18 protein-coding genes are annotated in these 20,019 nt (G+C 47.1%); 8 read left to right on the top strand and 10 right to left on the bottom strand.

Annotated elements, in window-relative coordinates; all coding sequences use genetic code 11:
• Positions 1–25: 25 nt before the first annotated feature.
• Both B9N89_RS08145 and B9N89_RS08140 read left to right on the top strand, forming a co-directional pair.
• Positions 26–1,138 (top strand): S1/P1 nuclease, encoded by a 1,113-nt coding sequence (locus B9N89_RS08145; RefSeq protein WP_159455235.1) that lies wholly within the window; start codon positions 26–28, stop codon positions 1,136–1,138.
• Positions 1,139–1,349: 211 nt separating this feature from the next.
• Positions 1,350–1,709: a response regulator gene (locus B9N89_RS08140; RefSeq protein ID WP_159455234.1), complete on the top strand. Its 360-nt coding sequence runs from the start codon at positions 1,350–1,352 to the stop codon at positions 1,707–1,709.
• Here B9N89_RS08140 and B9N89_RS08135 read toward each other — a convergent pair.
• Complete coding sequence (locus tag B9N89_RS08135; RefSeq protein ID WP_200820683.1) at positions 1,698–2,087, bottom strand: DUF1499 domain-containing protein; 390 nt, start codon at positions 2,085–2,087, stop codon at positions 1,698–1,700. The two genes, B9N89_RS08140 and B9N89_RS08135, sit on opposite strands and share 12 nt — an antisense overlap.
• A 411-nt stretch (positions 2,088–2,498) precedes the next feature.
• On the opposite strand from B9N89_RS08135, the gene B9N89_RS08130 reads away from it, so the two are divergent.
• From B9N89_RS08130 to B9N89_RS08120, 3 genes are all read left to right on the top strand, one after another.
• Entirely contained in the window at positions 2,499–3,380 is an 882-nt protein-coding gene (locus B9N89_RS08130) for a DMT family transporter (protein ID WP_132317543.1), read from the top strand.
• A 54-nt stretch (positions 3,381–3,434) separates the two neighbouring features.
• Complete coding sequence (locus tag B9N89_RS08125) at positions 3,435–3,980, top strand: hypothetical protein (RefSeq protein WP_132317545.1); 546 nt, start codon at positions 3,435–3,437, stop codon at positions 3,978–3,980.
• Between the two features lie 412 nt (positions 3,981–4,392).
• The gene (locus B9N89_RS08120; protein ID WP_132317547.1) at positions 4,393–5,400 is read left to right on the top strand and encodes a leucine-rich repeat domain-containing protein; all 1,008 of its coding nucleotides are present in this window, start codon (positions 4,393–4,395) and stop codon (positions 5,398–5,400) included.
• A 42-nt stretch (positions 5,401–5,442) separates the two neighbouring features.
• Here B9N89_RS08120 and B9N89_RS08115 read toward each other — a convergent pair whose 3' ends face one another.
• Positions 5,443–6,369 (bottom strand): hypothetical protein, encoded by a 927-nt coding sequence (locus B9N89_RS08115; RefSeq protein WP_132317549.1) that lies wholly within the window; start codon positions 6,367–6,369, stop codon positions 5,443–5,445.
• 309 nt (positions 6,370–6,678) lie between these two features.
• On the bottom strand, positions 6,679–8,400 hold the full coding sequence (locus tag B9N89_RS08110; protein ID WP_132317551.1) for a collagen-like domain-containing protein: 1,722 nt from the start codon (positions 8,398–8,400) through the stop codon (positions 6,679–6,681).
• Between the two features lie 285 nt (positions 8,401–8,685).
• Here B9N89_RS08110 and B9N89_RS31690 point away from each other — a divergent pair, with 285 nt between their 5' ends.
• Positions 8,686–10,467 carry an alpha/beta hydrolase gene (locus B9N89_RS31690; protein WP_200820682.1) on the top strand — a complete coding sequence of 594 codons (1,782 nt, stop codon included), beginning with the start codon at positions 8,686–8,688 and terminating at the stop codon, positions 10,465–10,467.
• Positions 10,468–10,565: 98 nt separating this feature from the next.
• Entirely contained in the window at positions 10,566–11,270 is a 705-nt protein-coding gene (locus tag B9N89_RS08100; protein ID WP_132317553.1) for a head GIN domain-containing protein, read from the top strand.
• 51 nt (positions 11,271–11,321) lie between these two features.
• On the opposite strand, the gene B9N89_RS08095 is transcribed toward B9N89_RS08100, so the two are convergent.
• The 6 genes from B9N89_RS08095 to B9N89_RS08070 form a co-directional block, all read right to left on the bottom strand.
• On the bottom strand, positions 11,322–12,815 hold the full coding sequence (locus B9N89_RS08095; RefSeq protein ID WP_132317555.1) for a hypothetical protein: 1,494 nt from the start codon (positions 12,813–12,815) through the stop codon (positions 11,322–11,324).
• A gap of 69 nt (positions 12,816–12,884) precedes the next feature.
• Positions 12,885–13,712: a TIGR02147 family protein gene (locus tag B9N89_RS08090; RefSeq protein WP_132317557.1), complete on the bottom strand. Its 828-nt coding sequence runs from the start codon at positions 13,710–13,712 to the stop codon at positions 12,885–12,887.
• An 88-nt stretch (positions 13,713–13,800) separates the two neighbouring features.
• On the bottom strand, positions 13,801–14,748 hold the full coding sequence (locus tag B9N89_RS08085; RefSeq protein ID WP_132317559.1) for an SUMF1/EgtB/PvdO family nonheme iron enzyme: 948 nt from the start codon (positions 14,746–14,748) through the stop codon (positions 13,801–13,803).
• 48 nt (positions 14,749–14,796) lie between these two features.
• Positions 14,797–15,339, bottom strand: coding sequence for a hypothetical protein (locus B9N89_RS08080; protein WP_132317561.1), 543 nt, complete (start codon positions 15,337–15,339; stop codon positions 14,797–14,799).
• 26 nt (positions 15,340–15,365) lie between these two features.
• Entirely contained in the window at positions 15,366–16,127 is a 762-nt protein-coding gene (locus B9N89_RS08075; RefSeq protein ID WP_132317563.1) for a TatD family hydrolase, read from the bottom strand.
• A 7-nt stretch (positions 16,128–16,134) separates the two neighbouring features.
• Positions 16,135–16,920: a tRNA threonylcarbamoyladenosine dehydratase gene (locus B9N89_RS08070; RefSeq protein WP_132317565.1), complete on the bottom strand. Its 786-nt coding sequence runs from the start codon at positions 16,918–16,920 to the stop codon at positions 16,135–16,137.
• 265 nt (positions 16,921–17,185) lie between these two features.
• On the opposite strand from B9N89_RS08070, the gene B9N89_RS08065 reads away from it, so the two are divergent.
• On the top strand, positions 17,186–19,414 hold the full coding sequence (locus B9N89_RS08065) for a hypothetical protein (protein ID WP_132317567.1): 2,229 nt from the start codon (positions 17,186–17,188) through the stop codon (positions 19,412–19,414).
• Positions 19,415–19,420: 6 nt separating this feature from the next.
• Here the strand turns inward: B9N89_RS08065 and B9N89_RS08060 are convergent, their stop codons facing one another.
• Positions 19,421–20,014, bottom strand: a complete 594-nt coding sequence (locus tag B9N89_RS08060) for a DUF3299 domain-containing protein (protein WP_132317569.1) — start codon at positions 20,012–20,014, stop codon at positions 19,421–19,423.
• Positions 20,015–20,019 lie beyond the last annotated feature (5 nt).

Raw genomic sequence — 20,019 nt, 5'->3', positions numbered from 1 at the left:
TGGGTTTAGCATCAAGGAGTTCGTCTTGAATCGATTTTTCGTGAGTCTGCTTGTCTTTGTATTAGGCTTTGCAAGTATTCATAGCCCGCTGTTTGCGTGGGGCCAACGGGGTCACGAGGTGATCACCATTGTAGCGGCAAGATTGCTAGCAGAGGACCCGAGAGTTTCTGAAGACTTCGCGAAGCTGATGGTTTCCAAAGAGCATATGCTAGCCCATCTCGCCAATACACCTGATACCGTGTGGCGCGGGGGTAATAATTTTGTGGTGCAAGAGAATGCACCGACCCACTTCATCGATTTAGAGTTCGTTTATCCCAAAGGCAAGAAGCCGTCCATGGCTGTGGTTCCCATGACCATAGCAGCACTTGAAGCAAATATTAAAAAGAACTGCGCCGAACACCAAGATGTTTGTCCGGCTGGTGACAATATGAAGGAAAAGCTTCGTCGCGCTGGTCATGTAACATTTCGGGTCAATCAACTTGCAACGCGCATAGAAGCCTATCTTAGGGAGATGGCGATGCAGAATCCGAAGAGCAAGTCTTTTAAAAGGAGTGAGCAAGTCGAGCGTTTGAACAAAGCACTTTTGGAAATGGGTTTGCTTTCTCACTTCGTCGGTGACCTTGGTAATCCTTTGCATACCTCGTCAAACTATGACGGCCAGCTAAGCAAGCAAAATGGGTTGCACAGCTTTTTTGAGTCCCGGGTTGTCGATGCGTTTGACTTGAGTCTTAAGGCCGAAGTCTTTAATTACGCCAAAGATAGAGAGCCATTTAAGCGGCAAGTTCTCGGTGCTCACAAACCAGAAAACTATCTGGAAATGGCCTATGGTCTAGCACTGACGTCTCATGTCCGGGTCGAAGACTTGCTGCAGCTGGATCGCAAGCACTCGCTCCTAGAAGAATATAAGCCGATGCAAAAAACTAAGCGCAAGTCACCTGAGTCTGTCGCCAAAGCTTATCACCAATTTGCAGTGGAGCAGTTAGCCCTTGCAGCCGACACCTTGAAAGAGCTGTGGATTCAAACTTGGTTGCGATCAGGAAAGCCTGGATTATCGGGTTTGCACAGCTACGACTTTCCTACAAGCCCCGAGTTTATTGAGGTTGACTACTATCACCGTGATGTGATCAGCCGACGCTAAACTTGTCTTATTCACATTATTGGTGGTAATCTGAAGCCGGTCTCATATATCCGGTGTCTGAAATTCATGGTTTGAGGTGTTATCTGCAAGCTTGCCAAGCCTAGTGCCCCAAATGTTTTTTTGGACTCCTGAATATCATTGGGTATACTTTGGTTTGTTACACTCAGGGTATATCTTACAGTGCGACATAACTGGAAGGGTGGATGCGGCTATGAAGCATGTCTTGGTGGTTGATGACGAGTTTGCCATTCGCGAAGCGATTGAAAACTGCTTTGGGGACAATCATCGATTGACCTTGATGGACAGTGGCACCGAAGCTACCTACCTACTCCATTCTGAAAATTTTGATCTGGTCTTGACAGACTACGATATGCGCTTGGGTGATGGGCGATCCGTGGTTAACTCATGTATCAGCCTTGGCATTCCAGTTGTAGTGATGACTGGGCACGACCCAAGAAAGATTCGCAAGAACTTGCCCAAGGGAGTGCCCATCGTCGATAAGGTCAAGTTATTCGATCATGAGGATCTCGATGGGCTTCTTAGTCACGAGGCTGACAAATCAGCTCTCTAACTTCTTGCGGAGATCTTCGACACGTTTGCGGTTAGCGCCAAGATCCCAGTAGCCAAGCCGTGAGGCTGAGCGAACGTGAATCAAGCCTTTATCCGGCTCAGCTAGAAACTCCACATCGTCCACAAACTTCATCAAGCCGCTGGTGTAGGTAACATGGAGATAGTTGCCTGAGTCAGCTTCAATCTTATAGCCATCGCTTGAGGCTACTAGCTGACGCACTTTGTAGAGAGGGTTGTCCCCTGCAACTTTAAATGGCTCTATATAGAACTTATCTTGATGCTGTGAGCAGACACAGTTTTTCATGTCTGGGCAGCGATTGAGTTTGCCTTCTTTCAGACCAGTCCACTGCTTGGCTTGATCGGGTGTCATGCGATTCATGGTAGAGAGCAGCTCCTTCGGTGATTAATGGACGTCGTCTTCATCCGGCTTAACAACGACTTCAACCCAGAAATCATACAGGCTCCCCACGAATTTAGCTAGTTGGAGGGGAATGGCTAGCTTCTCTAACAAGGACTTGGTCATATGTTTACCTACGTTCCTGTTCCGCCGTCACCCAAGCTCATCGAGACTTGTGAATCGTACCTCAATGTATTTATAAGGAGAGGCTTGAGCCCCCTGCGATTTTGGTATGTTGTATTGTAACTACTTGTTTATTTTGGATTCAACGGCACCGCGATAGCTATTGATCCGTTCACGGGAGCCATGCTCCTCGGACTAGGTAGGTGAGGATGACGGATTGCTTGCAGGAAGGAACCCTCCTAAAGTAGCGGTTTCTCAACAGGAGACTCGATGAATTCAGTTAAGGTGTATCTGATTTTAGGCTTAGGCGTTCTCACCGCAAGTCAATCAGCGAATATTATAAGAATCGGTGATGCTAGTCCTATGGCTATGACAGCTTGGCGTTTAACCCTGGCTACCATTGTCCTTGGGGTTTTTGGCAGGGTTTCCCTAAGAAAGATTTTTTCACAACGGTCGTCTCTTGCATGGGGTATTGGTGCTGGCATCGCCCTGGCTCTGCATTTTTTTACCTGGATCTATGCGGTTCAGAAAACAACCGTTGCTAATGCGACTTTGCTGTTTGGTCTTAATCCAATATTTGTAGCCTTATTAGAGCTTATTGTTTTCAAGCGCGTCATGGGCCGATATTTTTTCTTTGCAGTGGGGGCCTCGCTGCTCGGTTTGCTGGCGATCCTTAAAGGGGAGGTGTCTTCCTTTGCGATTGGCTCCCACGACCTGGTGGGGCTCATGAGTGGATTGACATCGACACTGATGTTTGCCATCTATTTTATCCTCGGCAAAGTAGCTCGTAGCTCATTTAATACCTGGGAATACACTAGTGTATGTTATGGAACTGCCGCCTTGCTGAGCTTTTTGATCCTGGCTATCGTTGGCTTGCCGCTAATCGAATACTCAAGCTCTAACTGGCTTTGCTTTGTGCTTCTGGCCTGTTTTCCAACAATTTTAGGCCATACCTCCTTCAACTATGCGTTAAATTATGTACCAGCCTCCTGGGTTTCAGCAGCGACCCTATCAGAGCCCGTTTTCGCGGTCATCGGCGCCTACTTTATGTGGCAAGAAAATATCTCCTGGTATCATGGCCTATGCTTTCTTTTCGTCTTGGCAAGTTTCGCCCTCTTGCGCTTGGAACTGCGAAATACCACTAAGGTTTGAGGCTAGATATTCCGAATTGATAAGTAGCCCGTAGATTTTTATTCAGGAGACTCTATGGAGTGGTTTGTCATTCTGATAGCCTTTAGTGGTCTGGTCCTTGGTGCGGTGATTGCCTTCAAAAAGCGATCGACTCCCAAATCTGCAAAAACCAGTGAACTGGACCGTAAAATCGATAAGTTCTCAAGACTCCCATTGGATGATCGCCAAGCCGTCTTTGCGAATCTCCTGACAGGAGAGATCTTTATCCATGAGAGTTTTTACGGACAAACCCTTCAAGAAATCGAACAAACCTGTGCTTTAGAAAAAGACTCCCAAGGTTGCTGGCAGTATCGACCGCATTCGTTTGTGTTTCGTTATGGCGAGCAAGTGATCGTTCCCATAAAAGACGATCAGATCAATCAGAACCTAGCGAACAACGATCGGGACTTTATCAAAGAAAAATTTGATATTCAAAGCTTAGAAGAGCTTTGGGTGTGGCGCCCGCTTTCCTCAAGCCTGTCTCAAAAACTCAACTATCACTATGCCCGATTTGAAGATCTTAAAAAAAGTCAGCCATTCGGAGTGGCTGAGCGTGAGGAGCAATCGAAGGGTTCTGCATAGGTTCGAGTCCAACATCGGGTCGTAAGCACAGCAAACGCCAGCATTTTTCATAGCCGCGGTGGAGTCTAAAGCCAGTGAACGCTGCGAATATGCCTGCCTTGCCAAGCATGAGTCGTGCGTTAAGGATAGGTGTCAGCTGACGATCTCCATGGATTGCTCTAAGCTTCAGGGGAACGGAAAGGTTTTCATCACTTCTTGACTTAGAAAAGCAAATACTTGAATAGAATACTATCCTACAAAAACGAAACTAATGTATCTAAGAAACGACACTCGATAAGAGCAAAAAATTGATACCCTCTTGTCTGAAAATCACTTCGAAAACTGGCTTTTATTATGTCTGTACGTTTCAAACCATTTTTGATAATGTCCCGATGTTTTAGTTAAAAGTACTCACTTTAAGATGAGGTAGGTCTTGAGAATCACAACTCTTTTTTTGCTCGGTCTAATGATATCGTGCGGTAAATCAAATGATGACGGAAACAAGGGCGACGAGGATCTCAACCTCAACGCTCCAGAAAGTGTCGTTTTCAACGCGAAAGATCTGACGGTGTATAAAGATTGTGAAAAGGCTCCCAGTGAACAAGTAGCAAAGACGATCGATGCTTTGATGGAGCACTTAAATGCCGACAGCTGTGAAGGCATGGCTGAAAAAGCTGGTGAAGCTACGGTAATATGGCTTGACGAAAGGGGCCTTACAGATCTGAGTTCGGTTTCAGGCCTGCCCAATCTGATATCGCTTTATGCTCAAGGCAACGAGATCGAAGATATTTCATTTGTTCGCGACCTAGATCTTGAGCTTCTGGATGTTTCGAACAACAGAGTGATGGATATAAACCCGATAGTGGCCATGGCAGACAGCCTATCCACCTTAAAACTAGCAGGCAATGCCGTGGCGGATTTCACGCCGGTTTTGAGTCTAGAAGCACTCAAGTGGTTAGAAGTTGATGGAAGCAATCTTGATGTGGCTGCTGTTGCAGCACTTGACTTGGAGGCTCTTTATATCACAGGGGATGGGGCTCAAAATTTATCTTCTGTGAAAGGTATTACTTCTTTATACCGGCTCAAGGTGGCTGGAGCCAATCTTGAAAATGCGGACTTCTTGTCTGAGGCAAGCCTTGCGCAGTTAACTTATCTTTCCCTAGCCAACAATAAACTTTCGGACCTCTCAGGTTTTCCTCAACTTAAAAAGCTAGATGAACTTGATTTGTCCTCAAATGAGGTCGTCGACCTGAGTTTTGTGGATAACATTCCGCAAGTTGTTAAGCTCGATCTAAGCGGTAATTTAATCGAGGATATTACGCCTTTACTTTCCCTTAGCAGTTTGGATAGTGTGAATTTTAGGCTTGTCTTAGATGGCAACGAAGTTATCGCCTGTCCGAGCGAAGACCAATCGAAGGTGTTGGCTGAGAAGTGTGACTAAGATGCTCGAATCGGATGTCTTCCATGAGGTACATGCTCGAACCTAGGGCTGAATTTGGATTTTGAAATACTTACAGCTCTTGCTGGTATCATCGTATATGGTGAGAACTAGGCTCTGGTAGTCAGTATCAAACATAACACCCGGCCCGGTAAATTGTTGCGTGGAACTCGTGGTTGTCCCATCAGCTCCGACATGCAAGCTTGTGCCGCCTGTCTGGGCAAGGGCTTGGCATGTTGCTAGGTCGAGGTCATTGCCCCCTGAATTGTTGTCCAGACTTACAACCAGACCAGCAAGGTCAATACTATTGCATGTTCCTAAACTGATAGTTGTATCACAGTCGAGGTCGAAAGTGAAAATACCATTGCCTGTGGCTCCATCGACTGTTGCCGAAGAGCTGCTTAGGTCCAGGTCGATGCTATCACCGGAGATACTAAGGTTCGTGCCTTGGTTAGCAGTAATGGAACCATCGGTGCCTTGGCCGAGACTTCCATAGGAAATAGTAACGTTGGAGTCCCCGCTAATGGTGTTCGGTAGCTGCTTTGCGACCACTACATGAAGTTCGTTGGCACCGTTTGTGACGGTGAACACCGAACCGCCACTCCATGTAGATACTCCTGAAAGATCATATACGGTACTGTTGACAGTAAGCTCTGTAAGCCTGAAGACACAGTTTACGTCACCACTTTGAACTTGGAAGTTGGTATCATCCTGATCACCCGTAAGAATTTCATATCCTGAGATACAGCCGGTAACTGTATATTTAAAAGCGTCAGGGCTTGCAAGACGCAATCCAGGAGGGGTATCACGGTTATTGGAGTTGACGTTGACATCAACGAAATCGTCAGAGAAGTAAGCGCTGACTCCAGATATATCGCGCTTGTATTCAACTTTTTTGCCGTTTTTTCCTCCACAACTGGCAAGCAAGAGTATTGGTGCACTGAATGATACGAGCGCGAATCTTAAATTCATCGATAGAACCTCATCTAATCTGAGTCGTGTTGAAATCTATAAATCGGTACGGAGTAATTCATTTGTGACTTTATTGTATGAATTAACTTACTGAACTGATGTAGGAATCTCTAAAGCCTTTGGAGGCTTGCTTTAAGGTAGATGCTGGTGTTTTTGAAACAATTAGCTAAGTATTGAAAGTTGCTATCTTTTTGAAAGAGGAAGGGGGGCCCTTTTCCCCCTTCCTGTGACTTTCAGCTGGAGCCAAGGCTCAAATGAGCCTTCGACTGTTTGCCTGCCTAAAGCCTGTGTTTACGACGATACATCTTCTTAGATGTCATCGTCGCCCGAGCCACCAGGAGGTCCAGGAGGTCCCTGCGGTCCTTCTGGTCCAGGAGGTCCAGTTTCACCACGAGGCCCACGAGGCCCAGGTTCTCCCTGGTCGCCTTTTTCGCCCTTCTCTCCCTGAGGGCCCATGGGTCCTTGTGGTCCAATATCACCTTTATCTCCCTTATCACCCTTGTCGCCTTTTTCGCCCTTCTCTCCTTGAGGGCCCATAGGTCCTTGAGGTCCGATATCACCCTTATCGCCCTTGTCGCCCTTGTCACCTTTGTCGCCTTTGTCCCCTTTGGTTCCTTGATAACCACGAGGGCCCATATCACCTTTGTCCCCTTTGGGTCCTAGGACAACGGCTGACGTTCCGTCTTCGCACATCACAGTGTAACCTTGGATCGTACAAGAGTAGCCTTTATCGCCCTTTATACCCTTATCGCCCTTTTCACCCTTATCGCCTTTGTCGCCTTTGTCGCCTTTTGGGCCAGTTTCCCCCTTTGGTCCCTTGACGTTTGCCATGGTCCCGTCTTCGCAGTAAAGAGTAGTACCGCGTACGGTACAAGAGTAGCCGCGATCGCCCTTATCCCCTTTATCTCCTTTGTCTCCTTTGTAGCCTCGTTCACCGCGGTCGCCTTTATCCCCCTTGTCGCCTTTATAACCACGAGGTCCCTGAGACCCAGTTTCCCCCTTTGGTCCTCTCGGGCCTTCGGAACCTCTTGGGCCAACGCGACCGTGATGGAAGGGAGCATGAAAGGGAACATACTGCTTGCCGCGACCATCAGTGAGCATGAACTTCATAGAATTGGCCGGGCGTTTGATAACATCGAGAGGTATCTTTTTGTCTTTGCCAAGAACGACTGTAAATGAACACATATTGTCCATCACCACTCGGTGAGTCTCACAACCCCAGAGAGCTTGCCCCGTTTCTTTATCGAGAATATAGATATCGAGATCCGCTTTGGTGTGGCAAATTTGATGTTTATTCTTACAGGCGCAATTCGTTTCGATGTGTACATAGCCGGTCCCATCATAGTCGTAATAGGGGTCTTCGTAAGGATTATCCACGTGTCCCCCATCCCAACTGCCATCATCGTCGTAGCCCCCGCCGTTACCTGGATCAGGGTTTTGGGGTGTATCATCGTTATTAGGTGGAGTATCATCGTTATTGGGTGGAGTATCATCGGGAACATCGTCATCGACAACATCATCATTGATTACGTTTGGAGATGTTGCTGTTTCCACAGTGGATGCTTGAAAGTCCCAAACTTTGATCGCCGTTTCCATGGCCTTGGCGTCGCTACCACAATCAGAACTCCAGCAATAGTGAGCATCCTTAGCCAAAATACTTACCAATCGACTTTTCTGAACCTCCGAAAAATTTACCAAAGGTTGACCTTCGAATCCTGGTGCTTGCGATATCCACTTCCGTGTGACATCGAGAGCGATATCGCTATTTGCATGAGTAAAGGTCGGTTCTGTGGTGTTATGGCAGTCCCCACAGTTCTGTTGCATCAGAACATAAAAGCCCTCCTTAAAGCTTTTGGTGAAGCCATTGGTGTTGTCTGCAACCTGATTGGTGTCGCCTTCGAGGACATCGCCTTCGATAGCTACAACGGATCGTTTATTGGTTGCTACTTGTTGGGTGGAGTCGCAACTGCCTAAAAAAGGACAAAATGCGACCAATGGCGGCATGATTCGCCACCAGGCAAACAGTCTCATATTCTTGGTCTCCCTCTAAAACAAAATTGGTCTTTCGACCTCGGAATGGGTGATCGGTGGGATTTTTTATTTGTTTAAAATAAAATTTAAATTTTAGTGAAAATCGATGGATATACTATTGTGATTGGATGCTTACTTTTTAAGGAAAGAATTCAAAATTCGATTTGCTTGGGTGAAATTAGGGGTATTCTAAGTATTTTTGAACTTATATGGAAGTTTGATTTATGCTGCGTCGCCCTTGATAATATTACATATGAGTCTTAAAAGGCTAAGTGGGGAGGTTTCATGGAAGCAGGTCAGAAGATATCCCTCGAATACAGTGAAGAAATCCGAGGGTTTTATGCAAATATGGAAAGCTTCTCCCGTGGGCCGATCGATCAGCCGCAAAGTTATATGGATGCTGCGGACCAAGGCCAGTCGCTTAAGAATAAAATTAAAGTCATGTTTCGAATCAATATTAGCGATGTCGATGATTTTATCCGCAAGCCGGAAGGGCAGGCGAAAATCTCTGGTTCTGTGGACAGTCCCAAACTAGGTGGGCGGATGATGGTGACCAGCGGTGAGATAGTGTTGAAGACCAGCAACTATCACGACCGCGTCTTGGCAGGGCAAAGCATCTTAGAATATCGTGCGCAGTTTGAAACAACAGATGATCGTAAATATACGATGATCGGCTATAAAAAGTTTTTTCGTGGCCCTGAGAATGTCAGCTGGAGTGATATATCGACCCTATATTTTGATATCTATGAAGGCTCGATTGAAGGTGATCCCAATATTGACAACGCCAAGTTTCGCGGCACCATGGATACCGATGAGGATGCCTTCGCCAAGCAGATGACCACCTATAGGAGTTCTGGGCCCAGCCGGTGGCTGCGATCCAATGCTGTGTGCCGCTTCAATGAAATGATGTATCGTCGCTACTGGGACCCCTATCGCGATAAGCTCTGGGAGTCAGAGCCAGAGATGTGGGAGAAGCACATCATCCCTACCAATACGGTGGAAGGGGTCCAGGACGTGGATATCTCGATCCATCCATTCAATACCAAGGATGGCTTGGGATTGACTTTGACCCGATTTCAACGGAAAAAAAGCAAGAATATTGTTTTGTTGATCCATGGCTTAACCACCTCGACCGATATGTTTATGATGCCTGAGCATTATAACTTTGTGCAGTACCTGCTCGACAACGGCTTCGAGGATGTTTGGTCTCTCGATTGGCGTGGTAGTCGGCGTTTCCCCTATAATTTGCAAGTTCATCGCTATAGCATCGATCATGTAGCGCTTTACGATATTCCTGCAGCAGTCAATTCTATTCGCCACATGGTGGGGCCAGATGTTGCGATTCATGCCGTGGCTCACTGTGTTGGTTCAATTGCCCTTATGTGCTCGTTAGCCTGTGGGCGCACAGCGGGATTGGCAAGTGTTGTATCGAATAGCGTGTCCCTGTCACCATCGGTTCACCCCATGGCCAAGGCCAAGCTCTTGTTTGCCCCTGGTGTGATGGAATACATCCTGCGGTATACCTACATTTCCCCTGACTTTCCCAATTACCCACCCTATACTCCAGGGCGATGGTTGAGTCGCTTGGTATCCTTGACCCATCCTGAGTGTGATGCTGCTGCATGCCATATGATTAGCTTCATGTGGGGGTGGGGGAATCCGGCAGCTTATCAACATCGCAATCTAAGCCCTGTGACTCATAGCCGCTTGGCAGATCTTTTCGGAGGCACTTCTATGCATTACTTTCGTCACATTCGAAAGATGGTGGTAGAAGGTTCTGCGGTACCTTACATCACCCATCGTGCCCTGCCTCGGAATTATCTGGATGCAGCAGCTTCAGTGAACCTGCCGCCGACGCTTCTTGTGTCTGGTAGAGATAACAAGATCTTCCCTAGCTCTAACTTAAAGACTCACGATGAACTACGTCAACTTAACCATAAGTGTGAGGTGGAGTACGAAGAGTTTCGCGGCTATGGCCATCAAGATATCTTTATGGGCCGTGCTGCTGATCGCGATGTGTTTCCAAAGCTTGTGAAGTTCATCAAGCATCATAGGACAAAACCCTAAACTCCATGATTAGTATGGCTCAGCAAATTTTCAATCCAAGCCTTGATCCTCCAGGGTAAACTACGCTAAGTTCGACCATCAAACTGGAAGGAGTGGAGATGAAAAACTGGTTAATTTTGGCATATGTTGCCCTGCAGGCAAGTTCAGCCTGGGCAATCTTCGACTGTGTCCCTGGTGTGGAAGGCTCAGTATCGCGAGTAGAATCGTTGAAGGCAGTCCACCAAATAGTGATCAAGGTTCCTCACGATGTCTTGGTTAGAAAAAGCAGCCGACCGCGACTAGAAATCAAAGGACCAAAGGACCTTGTACAGAACCTGAATTTCAGTGTTGCCAACGGCCAAATAGAGATCGACCAGGAAAAGTGCTCCCGGAACGACCAGTCCGTGGAGATTGTCGCATACATGAGTGACCTGAGCCGGCTTGAGATTCTTGGCAGTTCAGATGTCGATATCCTGGATGAGTTTTCTGGAAAGGAAGCTGTCATCGACATTTCCGGAGCTGGCGATGTTCTCGGTTCTTTTAGAACCACATTTATGAAAGTCATGATCAAAGGCTCAGGTGAGGCGAAGCTAAAGGGGCAAACAGAAAGCTTGCATATCGATATTTGGGGGAGCGGTGACGTTTCTTCAGAAAAGATGGCTGCACAGAATGTCCGTGTTTCTATCAAAGGTACGGGAGACGTCAATGTGCAGGCTGAAAAAACTTTAAAGGTCGATGTTTACGGAGTTGGGGACGTCCGTTACCGCGGGAAGCCTCAGATTGAATATGCAAAATATGGCACAGGTAGCCTAAAAAGTTTTTAGAAAATTGAGCCGCAATCCCACCCCTCAAAGGATGGAGTGTGGACTGTTTTTTTAAGGCATGCGCTTGCTCGAAGGATAAAGTTCAATGCTTCTTTTGCCTCTTCCAGCTGGGACCGTAATCCACAGCTCTTTGCTTTGATGTTGGTAGCTACTATAGGCCGGGGTTTCCGGAGACAGTTTAAGTTGATAGTCGGCCGTGGGCCAATCTTCGATGACTAAAGTGATGCCGCGATCTGTCGTGAGCCCTGAGACGTCTAGTTTCATAGCCTCGGACTTTGCTTTCAACCGCCATGATCCATAACGATGATCGTAGCCAGCGGGACGATAGCTGACCCGAGTGGCTCGACCCACACCATCAAAACCTTCCTCTACGAGCTCTGCCCCGGCAACCTTGATTTCGACCTGATCTTTGCTTTCTATGAAGGATTTAAGACTCTCGAAACCCCCGGAGCTGAAGGAGCTGAAAACAACGAAGACCGCATAACTTTGTTCTGGCCAACCCGACCGTTCTCCCCCACCCATGTCTGTGTACTTGCTTAGACCCAAAGCTCCATAGTTTGAGCCCCAGGCAAATCGTTTCGAGTGAGGGTCGGTTTGAAATTGATAGTTGATGGTTTGGTAGGCCCAGTTCCAGACTTCGGGCATAGTATGAGGGTCAGCATCTTTGCGGCAGGTGCGCCTAATTTTATGGAGAACCTCGCATTCTCGATTTTTTGAGGTACGACCCCAGTTGCGACCAAACCAATAGCCTCCAGCATCCTGTTCGCTCCAAAATTGAGTTTGAATTGAAGCTTGCATTGCGTTGGACTGTCTAGAGTAGACTCGCACAAAGGGTACTTTGTTTTTTTCGGTGTAATCCCAGCTGCTCGCCATTGTCAGGGGGGTTGACGTTGTTTTAAATCGATACCGATCGCCCCACTCGACTCCATCCACAATACTCTTGCCGTCTCCATCCCAATTGATATTGCCGTAGGGGCTCCTGGTGTCAGCAATAAGGTCGCCGTCCTTAATTTGCCGCATATCGTAGGATATTGAGTAAATGGGGTGAGAAACACCTGTTCGAAACAACCAATGGACGGTAGTTGGTACCATGACCCGACCGATTCTAATCAACCACTTGAATTGGTGGATATAGTGGTGAGGCCCTTGTAGATATTTCTGCCATTGCCCTCGAAAATAGAGTGATGAGGAGGCTGAGCTACCACCGGTTCCATCAGGGTTTTGGTAGTGGTTGATCGTCATACCAAAGCCTGGGTAGTGGTAGTGGGTTGTGTTCAATACCCTCGTTTTACCCTGAAATTCATATTGATACTCGCGAAGGTAGCCACCAAACAAACCTCGGGGATCTTTGCGATCGTTGTGAACGAGGAATGCAGCACGGGGTTGGCAAGCGTGGTCGGTCCAACGAATCCAAAGTCCCTCGTAACTCGCTTTCTTCGCGCTTTCGACAACAATCGGCGGGGCATTACAAGGCTTGCCATAGCTCGAAAAAGATCCTTCCAAGAGTGCTACTAGTATCAGCAGCCCAAGCCGAATCGCCTTCATAGTCTTCTCCGGTTCCACAAACATATCCACTAGTGTGAAACCTATGAGATTCTTTTTCAAGCAATCGGCTTAGGTCTCTAGAGCAGTATTTTGATCTAGAGAGATGCTTGTCTTGGTGAGTGGGAACAGTTGGCACGAGATGCAGTAGACATCCTGCGAATCTTGCCCTTTGTCTTTTTGGCTTTCTTCACTCAGGAAATTAGTGATTTTCTTTGTCAAAGCACCATAGCGATCTTTGTTCAGGGTGAAGATATTAGATTGATAGAATCGCTGATTGCTTGGCACTTGGTTTAAAGCTGTAATAGCGCGACTGAGCATGGCCCGATGAAAGTTTCGAATTCCCGGGGAGTGATGGGCATCTGGAATTCGAATATGGCGTTGGAGAAGAGTGTAGCGACCTTCTTCTAGACTGATAAATGAGATCCGCTGGAGCTTGAGCAAGGCATTTTCAACCACCTCAACCGAAAGGTTGAGGGCTTCGCTCATCTGATCTAGGGAGATATAAGGGTTCACTGAAAGAACAAACATGATTGTGAAGTGATGCCAGTCTATGTCTAGCTCATCAAGATTCACTCTCTCAAATAATTTATGATAGCGTAACTCAGCAAGGAGATCGGATGCCTTGCGGCGATCGAGGGGTGACTTTGTGGTTGCTTCTTTATGAAGTGCAGAGAGATACATCTTGTCATCTGAAGCAAGGTCTAGGCTTTCCACGGCCTTGCTGAAGCTGGCGATACTCAGATGCCCTTGACCATTCACAACTTCAGACAAACGAGAGGGGGAGATACCAAATCGCTGAGCAATTCTCCTCAATGACTGGCTTGAGCGCTGTGCCTTAAGTTTTTGGATATAATCAGAAAAATATTGTCGATAGCATTGATAGCTGTAGGGGTCCATCTAATCCTCCATCATTGTAGAGATTAGGATCGCGCTAGATGGGTAATATTGCGTGGTTAATTATAATTAATATCTATGGTAGATAGGCTTACTTGCTAGCCGGCTTTGTCTCAGGGCTGACTGTCTTGCAGCAGCGGAAACCAAGATGATAATTGTGGTGGCTTTTGGGGTGCTTGACCTTGGTCCCATGCCAGTAAGGCGCTCGCCACCGACACCAGTCTTGGTGGGCGTAGTACTTGTCGAAGATAAACCAGCTGCCTTTCATCTCTGTGTGGCCAAGCGTTGTGCTTCCTCGGCTAGCCATCTCAGATTCAGTCAGTGGTAGATTCATATGCTCGGCGGCGTTACCATGCTGATCGTACACTTCAAGAGCGCTCTTACAAGAGGGAAAGTATCCAGCAGGATAGGTGTTCGAGCCACACTCCTTCCAGTTGCCACCGTTACACTTTTCATGTTTGAAACTGCTGCCACCACAAATACCTTTCTGCCGCTGTGGTCCATAAGCCCAGTTGCGAGGGCTCGATTTGTTATGGGCCTTGCGTCTTAGCTTAACGGTAGCATTGGCAGAATCCCCTTTCAGCTTGAAGTCGTAGTCTGGAGGCAAGAGTGCACCAGCACAAGCACCTTCCCACTCATGAGCGTCACAGATCCTTTTGCCTTCTGCCTCACATATGGCAGCTGCTTCGCTGGCTCTTACCCAGACCACTGGGTATTCGCATGGGATATTGGGGTATTCAAATTGATCGATACAAGCCTTGGCATCTTTGGCTGATTCTGTAGCTGGATTGTAAATGGGAGCCATGTACTTGGCGCCGCAGATTGCTTCAAATTCGGCGTTCTCGTACTTGATTTTTTTCTCGCCTAGTTCGGTAAGGCATTGTTCCTTAGACACGGGATGTTTCGTGACGTCAGGGTTTCCTTGCCCCACGTAACGGGATGCACCAGTGGATCGCACTGTTTCTTGCCAAGTCTTGCTAGCAGCCACTAGAGGCCAGAAACAATAGAGTCCAAGCCCAATGATGAGAGTCGTTTTCACAGCTCCCCCTACAATTGTTTCCCGTGCGAGTTATCTATGTGGATTATATCACGAATCAAAACAATGGGGCTCTAGAGTGCCCTGCCCTATCTGATCTAAGACCAGTAGTTCTTGCTTGCAACTGAGCCTTATAATACGCAATGACGATAGCAAGACCTTCGGTATCAGCCGATTCTTGATCTGAGTAGGAGCCTTTGGACAGCTAAACTTCATTTGAATTCGATGGGCAGGGGCGCGGAGTTGATGATCGATGGGGACCTGAGCCATGGCTATGACTCCCTGATGCCTTAGTTGACACTTATGATCTGAGCTTTGTAATGAGACCGATTGCCTAATGTGTTGCAAAATCTTAGAACGATTTTCGCTGATGTACTGCTGATCATAAATTGAGTACTGCTCGTAGGTTCGACCTGTGCTCCGAATAAAGTCATTGTGTAGCAATGTGAAGCTGTAGTGAGCGATCTGTGTTTTCGGGGTCCATGTCACCGACGACATCAGCACCCAAGGGGGCACTGGATCGTTGTGGTATGGGTGGCTGAAGGCGTTTAAGCACCAGCAGCAAGATAAGATGAAACCGATTTGGAAATTCAATCTGGCCTCTGCGATGGAAACTCGGATTATTCTGATAAATTATAGACATCATACAAATTTTTCCTGCTAAGTGTCAGCAACTGATCAGCAGTTTCTTGGCGATAGCGAGTCATTTTTTCTGCGATTTCAAAAATTCCATCAGGCGTCGAAAGGCCTTCAGGCCTTGGTTGGGGGGCGTCAGATTCGATAAGTAAGCGATTCGCCGGAATGTGGGGAAGCCAGCCTTTGCTAAATGATTTGATGGAGTGTGGGCCAAGAGAGATATAAAGATCTAAGTCCAAATATTCATCAAGGATCTTGTGATTGCCATTAAAACCATGAATCGCCCCCCTGAGTCCCCATTTACTGTGGTTGCGAAGGATCTGAGGGCTATGGTGATGAGCTCTTACACAGTGGATGATCACTGGCTTGCTTGCAGTGCAGGCAATGGCGAGTTGTTTGGCGAAGAGTTCCTGCTGGAGGGTTCGCTCAGATTCAGTCTTAACCCTGGCGTAATCGAGGCCTATTTCGCCAATCCCATGACACAGATGAATCTCTTGCTCCAGCCTATCGATGTAGTTGTTCATGAGTGCTTTGTCATCGGACACCCACCAAGGGTGAATTCCAAAATTAAGATTGAACCTCATTTGGGGTGAGGCTTGGGCCAGCCGACGTTGTGCCTGCCAGTCTTCGGGGTGAGTTCCTGAAAGGTTGATCATTGTGATTTGTCTTTTCAGGCTTTGATCAACGATCACACTTGGCTGATCAATCTCCGGTGCGGTTAAGTGACAAAGGCTATCAGCGAACATGGCTCGCCTATAATGTAGTTCCAGTTAAGTGGGCCATAGCAATAGCGGCGGCTGTGAAGCCGAAAGTTCCGGTTACAAAGCTAGCCGTGCCAAATCCCGAGTTACAATCCAGATTGTAAGATAGTTTTTGCTTCTTAGGAACCAAGCAAACTTCACCCTCTGGTGTCGGTAACCAAAGCCTCTCGATGCTAAATACGGATGGAATTCCGAACGACCCGGTATCAGGGAAGCCGTGCTCCGCGCGCAATTTCTTGCGAACGCGACGAAGCAGGCCATCATTAAAGCTTTCACTCAAATCGTCTTGCTTGATCGCAGACGGGTTGCGGCGGCCACCGGCACCGCCGACGGTGACCACGGGAATCTTTTTTTGATGGCAAAGACTTAGCAAGGACACCTTGCTGTTCAAGCTATCAATGGCATCGATCACGAAGTCGAAATTTAGGCTAAGAATTTCTTCAGCCGTGCTGGCTGTAAAGAAGTCATGAATGACTCTCACGTTACACTCAGGGTTGATCCCTTGAATTCTGGTGGCCATCGCATCAACTTTTTGCTGACCAATGGTGCTATGAAGAGTGTGGATCTGCCGGTTGCTGTTGGTAATACAAATATCATCAAGATCGATCAAGGTGATCTTGCCAACTCCAGATCGTGCGATAGCTTCAGCCGACCACGAGCCGACACCGCCGATGCCGATAACCGCAACGTGAGCTTCTTGCAGACCCTTGGCTTGGCTCTGCCCATAAAGTCGGGAAATTCCCGAAAAACGGTCCGAATAATGTGAATTCTCGCTCATGGCGGCCCTCGGTCGTTGATCCTCGTGTGGGCTACGATCATACTGAAATTTAATAATATGTCAAAAAATCTTTGGATAGATTGTAAAAACGAATAAATTTAGCATGTTATACTTGATTGCTTGAGGCCCTTGCTTGCTCCAAGTGACCGCTTTTGCTAGTGGTCTCATCTGCTCTGCTGCGAGCGGAGGTGCCTCACTATTTTATCTCAAGATTCTAGCGTTTTTGTTCGATACCAAAATTGAAATCGGCCAATAAGGTAGTGGTATGTCAACAACTTCGCCAAGTAAACTTTCGAGGTCTAAGACCGACGAAATTTGGAGTGAACTTGCTCTTGAAGTTTACTATCCAAAAGGTCTCCTAGACCCTGTTGCACTTTGGGACGAGCTATCGCTTCATGCCGGAGCAACTGTTGTTGCCATCACAAATCCATTTCAAGCCCACGAGATCAAACAAACCCGTGGATCCCTATCCGACGCATTTTTATCTGAACTAGAAAGCCGGCAGCAAGAGATAGTTGCGGATAAAAGCCAGCAGATGGCTATTTATAATCAGATCTTTGAATCCATTTATAAGGCTGAAACTCGCTATTCCTCGCAGGGAAGCTTTCCAGGGATACTAGTTAAGGAAGGGGATTCTTATTGGCTGTACCGCTATCTTTGCTTTCCAGAATTTCTGTCGGTTGAGCTTTTGGAGCCTTCACTCCGGGTACTTGATCAAGCACTCCTCACTGAACTGAAACGCACCCCCCGACTGGATATGATCCAGGAGCATCTTCCCCTTGATCATTTTAAATTCAAGGGCTTTTCGATCTGGACTAGAGAGCCCTTCGATCTTTTTCGCTTTAACCCTATGCTCGCTCGTCAGGTGGCCAAAGGGGAGGCTAAGGTGATGGATATTGTTTTATCATGGCTCAGCCAAGACCCCAGGCTAAAGGCTTTTGACATGGGTATTGGAGTGATCCATAACGAAAGGGTGCATTATTTTTGGAAACGATCTCATGGAGCCTCGAAGAAGGGACGTCTGCAAACGGAAGATGTATTCAATGAGAATACTGAGTCTTTATTTCAAAAAGATGGCTGTACCACACTCAACCACCTGGAATTAGTAGGAACCTATGCATGGCTAGATACCCTCAATAAGGGCAAGAAAGATATGATCTCTCTGCTTCCTATGTGGTATCAAGACGATGATCTTATGGCTTTTATGTTTCTCTGCTATCAGGAAGAGTTTCGGCTAAGCGTGCCATTGATGAGTCATCTCAGAGAGGTTCACGCAGCTCTTAGGCTTATTATCTCTTTCCAAAAAACCCAAGAAGAGAATGAAATCGAATCGATCATCCGTAAGCAGTGCACGGCGATTCACCCTGTCTATGAGTGGAAGCTCCATGAGGTTGCGAAGATCTACAACAATTCGCCTAGCAAGGGCATGAGGATGCCTCCCATCATCTTCAAGGATGTTTATCCCCTTTTTGGGGTCACGGATATCCAAGACTCCTCGGTTCATCGTAACAAAGCTATCCAGATGGATTTTTATCAGCAACTTAGTGAATTGCAAGCTATCTTTAAGCATGCCCTAGCCATTCATCGGATGCCCTACCTTGAGCAGATGCTCGGAGATATCAATCACCGCTTGGCTCAGATTGAAACGAGTTTAAGCTCAGCCGATGAAATTGGGATTTTAAACTTTATCAGAGATAGGATTCATCCGGCACTTGATGTGTTTGAAGGGATGTCTTTGTCTCTGGATAGAGAGGTTCAGCACTACCTTGAGCATGTAAACAAAGACTCACAGATCGTGGTGGAGCAGAGGTCTCAGTTTGATCGAAGTGTTGCGATGATCAATGAGGCGATCAGCTTATATCTGCATCAAGAGCAGGCTGGTGCTCAGAATATCATTCCCCATTATTTCGAGAAGCATGCCACCGACGGTGTGGATCATACGATCTATATTGGTCAGAGTTTGTTAAGAGAGGAGCATGGCTTTCACCGTGCCCACCTCCTAAACTTGCGAATTTGGCAGATGCTCGTGATGTGCGGCTGTGCACGTCGAGTAGCTAAACTATCGGAAAGCTTGCTCTACCCGCTGGCGACGACCCATCTCATACTCGTACAAGACTCACCAATGACGATTCGCTTTGATTATGATGAGAAGCAGTTCGTATTTTTGAATACTGAAAGCGTCCGCTATAAAATTCTTAAGAAGAGAGTTGAAAAGGCCCTTATCAAAGGAACTGATGAGCGTTTAACCAAGGCTTCCCACCTTTCGATAGTCTACTCCCAAGAGTCTGAACGAGTAGAGTACTTAGATTATATCTTACATCTGATTGAACAAGGCTATCTCAAAGGTGAGATCGAAGAGTTTGAGCTTGAGGATGTTAAAGGTGTGAAGGGTTTGAAGGCTTTGCGTGTCGAGATCGATACGACAAAGCCTGAATTCTCGACTATTAATGTCAGTAAGTCTAGGAAGGCGCGCACTCCTGTTGAGTGGCTCTAAAACCACTTAATAGCCGCCTTTATATGGTTCAGTCATATCTGCTCGGATGCGATAGCCAGCTTTTCCCCATTGTGTCTCGGTTTTAAAAAGTTCAAGCTGACCTGTAACCCATACTGGCCCTGCCTCACGTCGCGGTGCGAGGCCTTGCTTCATCTTCACCAGAATCATTTGATTGGCAGGGGGAGGAGGTGTGTGAATGCAGGCTCCGTATGTGGGAACGAGTAAGAATTCCTTGGCCTCTTTTGCATAAAGATCTAGGGGGACTACGAAGCCAGGAATGCGAACCGTTGTTTTCAGAAACTTTTTAACCGTTTTGTCAGCCTTTCCTGTTTTATAGTCTAAGCCCCTAAGAGTCTCCCAGCGAAGGCCTGATTTGTCGGCCTCCTTATTGTCGGCCTTTTTTGTTGGGGGGGGAGGAGGCACGGGGGAGGAGTCTGAACGGCCAGCTATCTGTGTGGCTGGACCAGCCTCTGAAGTGCTCTGGCGCAAAAGTTCTACTTTGTTGGCAACCTCCTGATGGGGGGCTTCATTGCGAGGCAAAAAGTTAAGGCTCAAAAGCACAGCGACAAAGGTCAGGACTGCAGCGATAACAAGTTTCATAATCA

Origin of the sequence: Pseudobacteriovorax antillogorgiicola, assembly GCF_900177345.1 — a bacterium.
GTDB lineage: Bacteria > Bdellovibrionota_B > Oligoflexia > Oligoflexales > Oligoflexaceae > Pseudobacteriovorax > Pseudobacteriovorax antillogorgiicola.
This window is presented reverse-complemented; position numbering and strand designations above follow the sequence as displayed.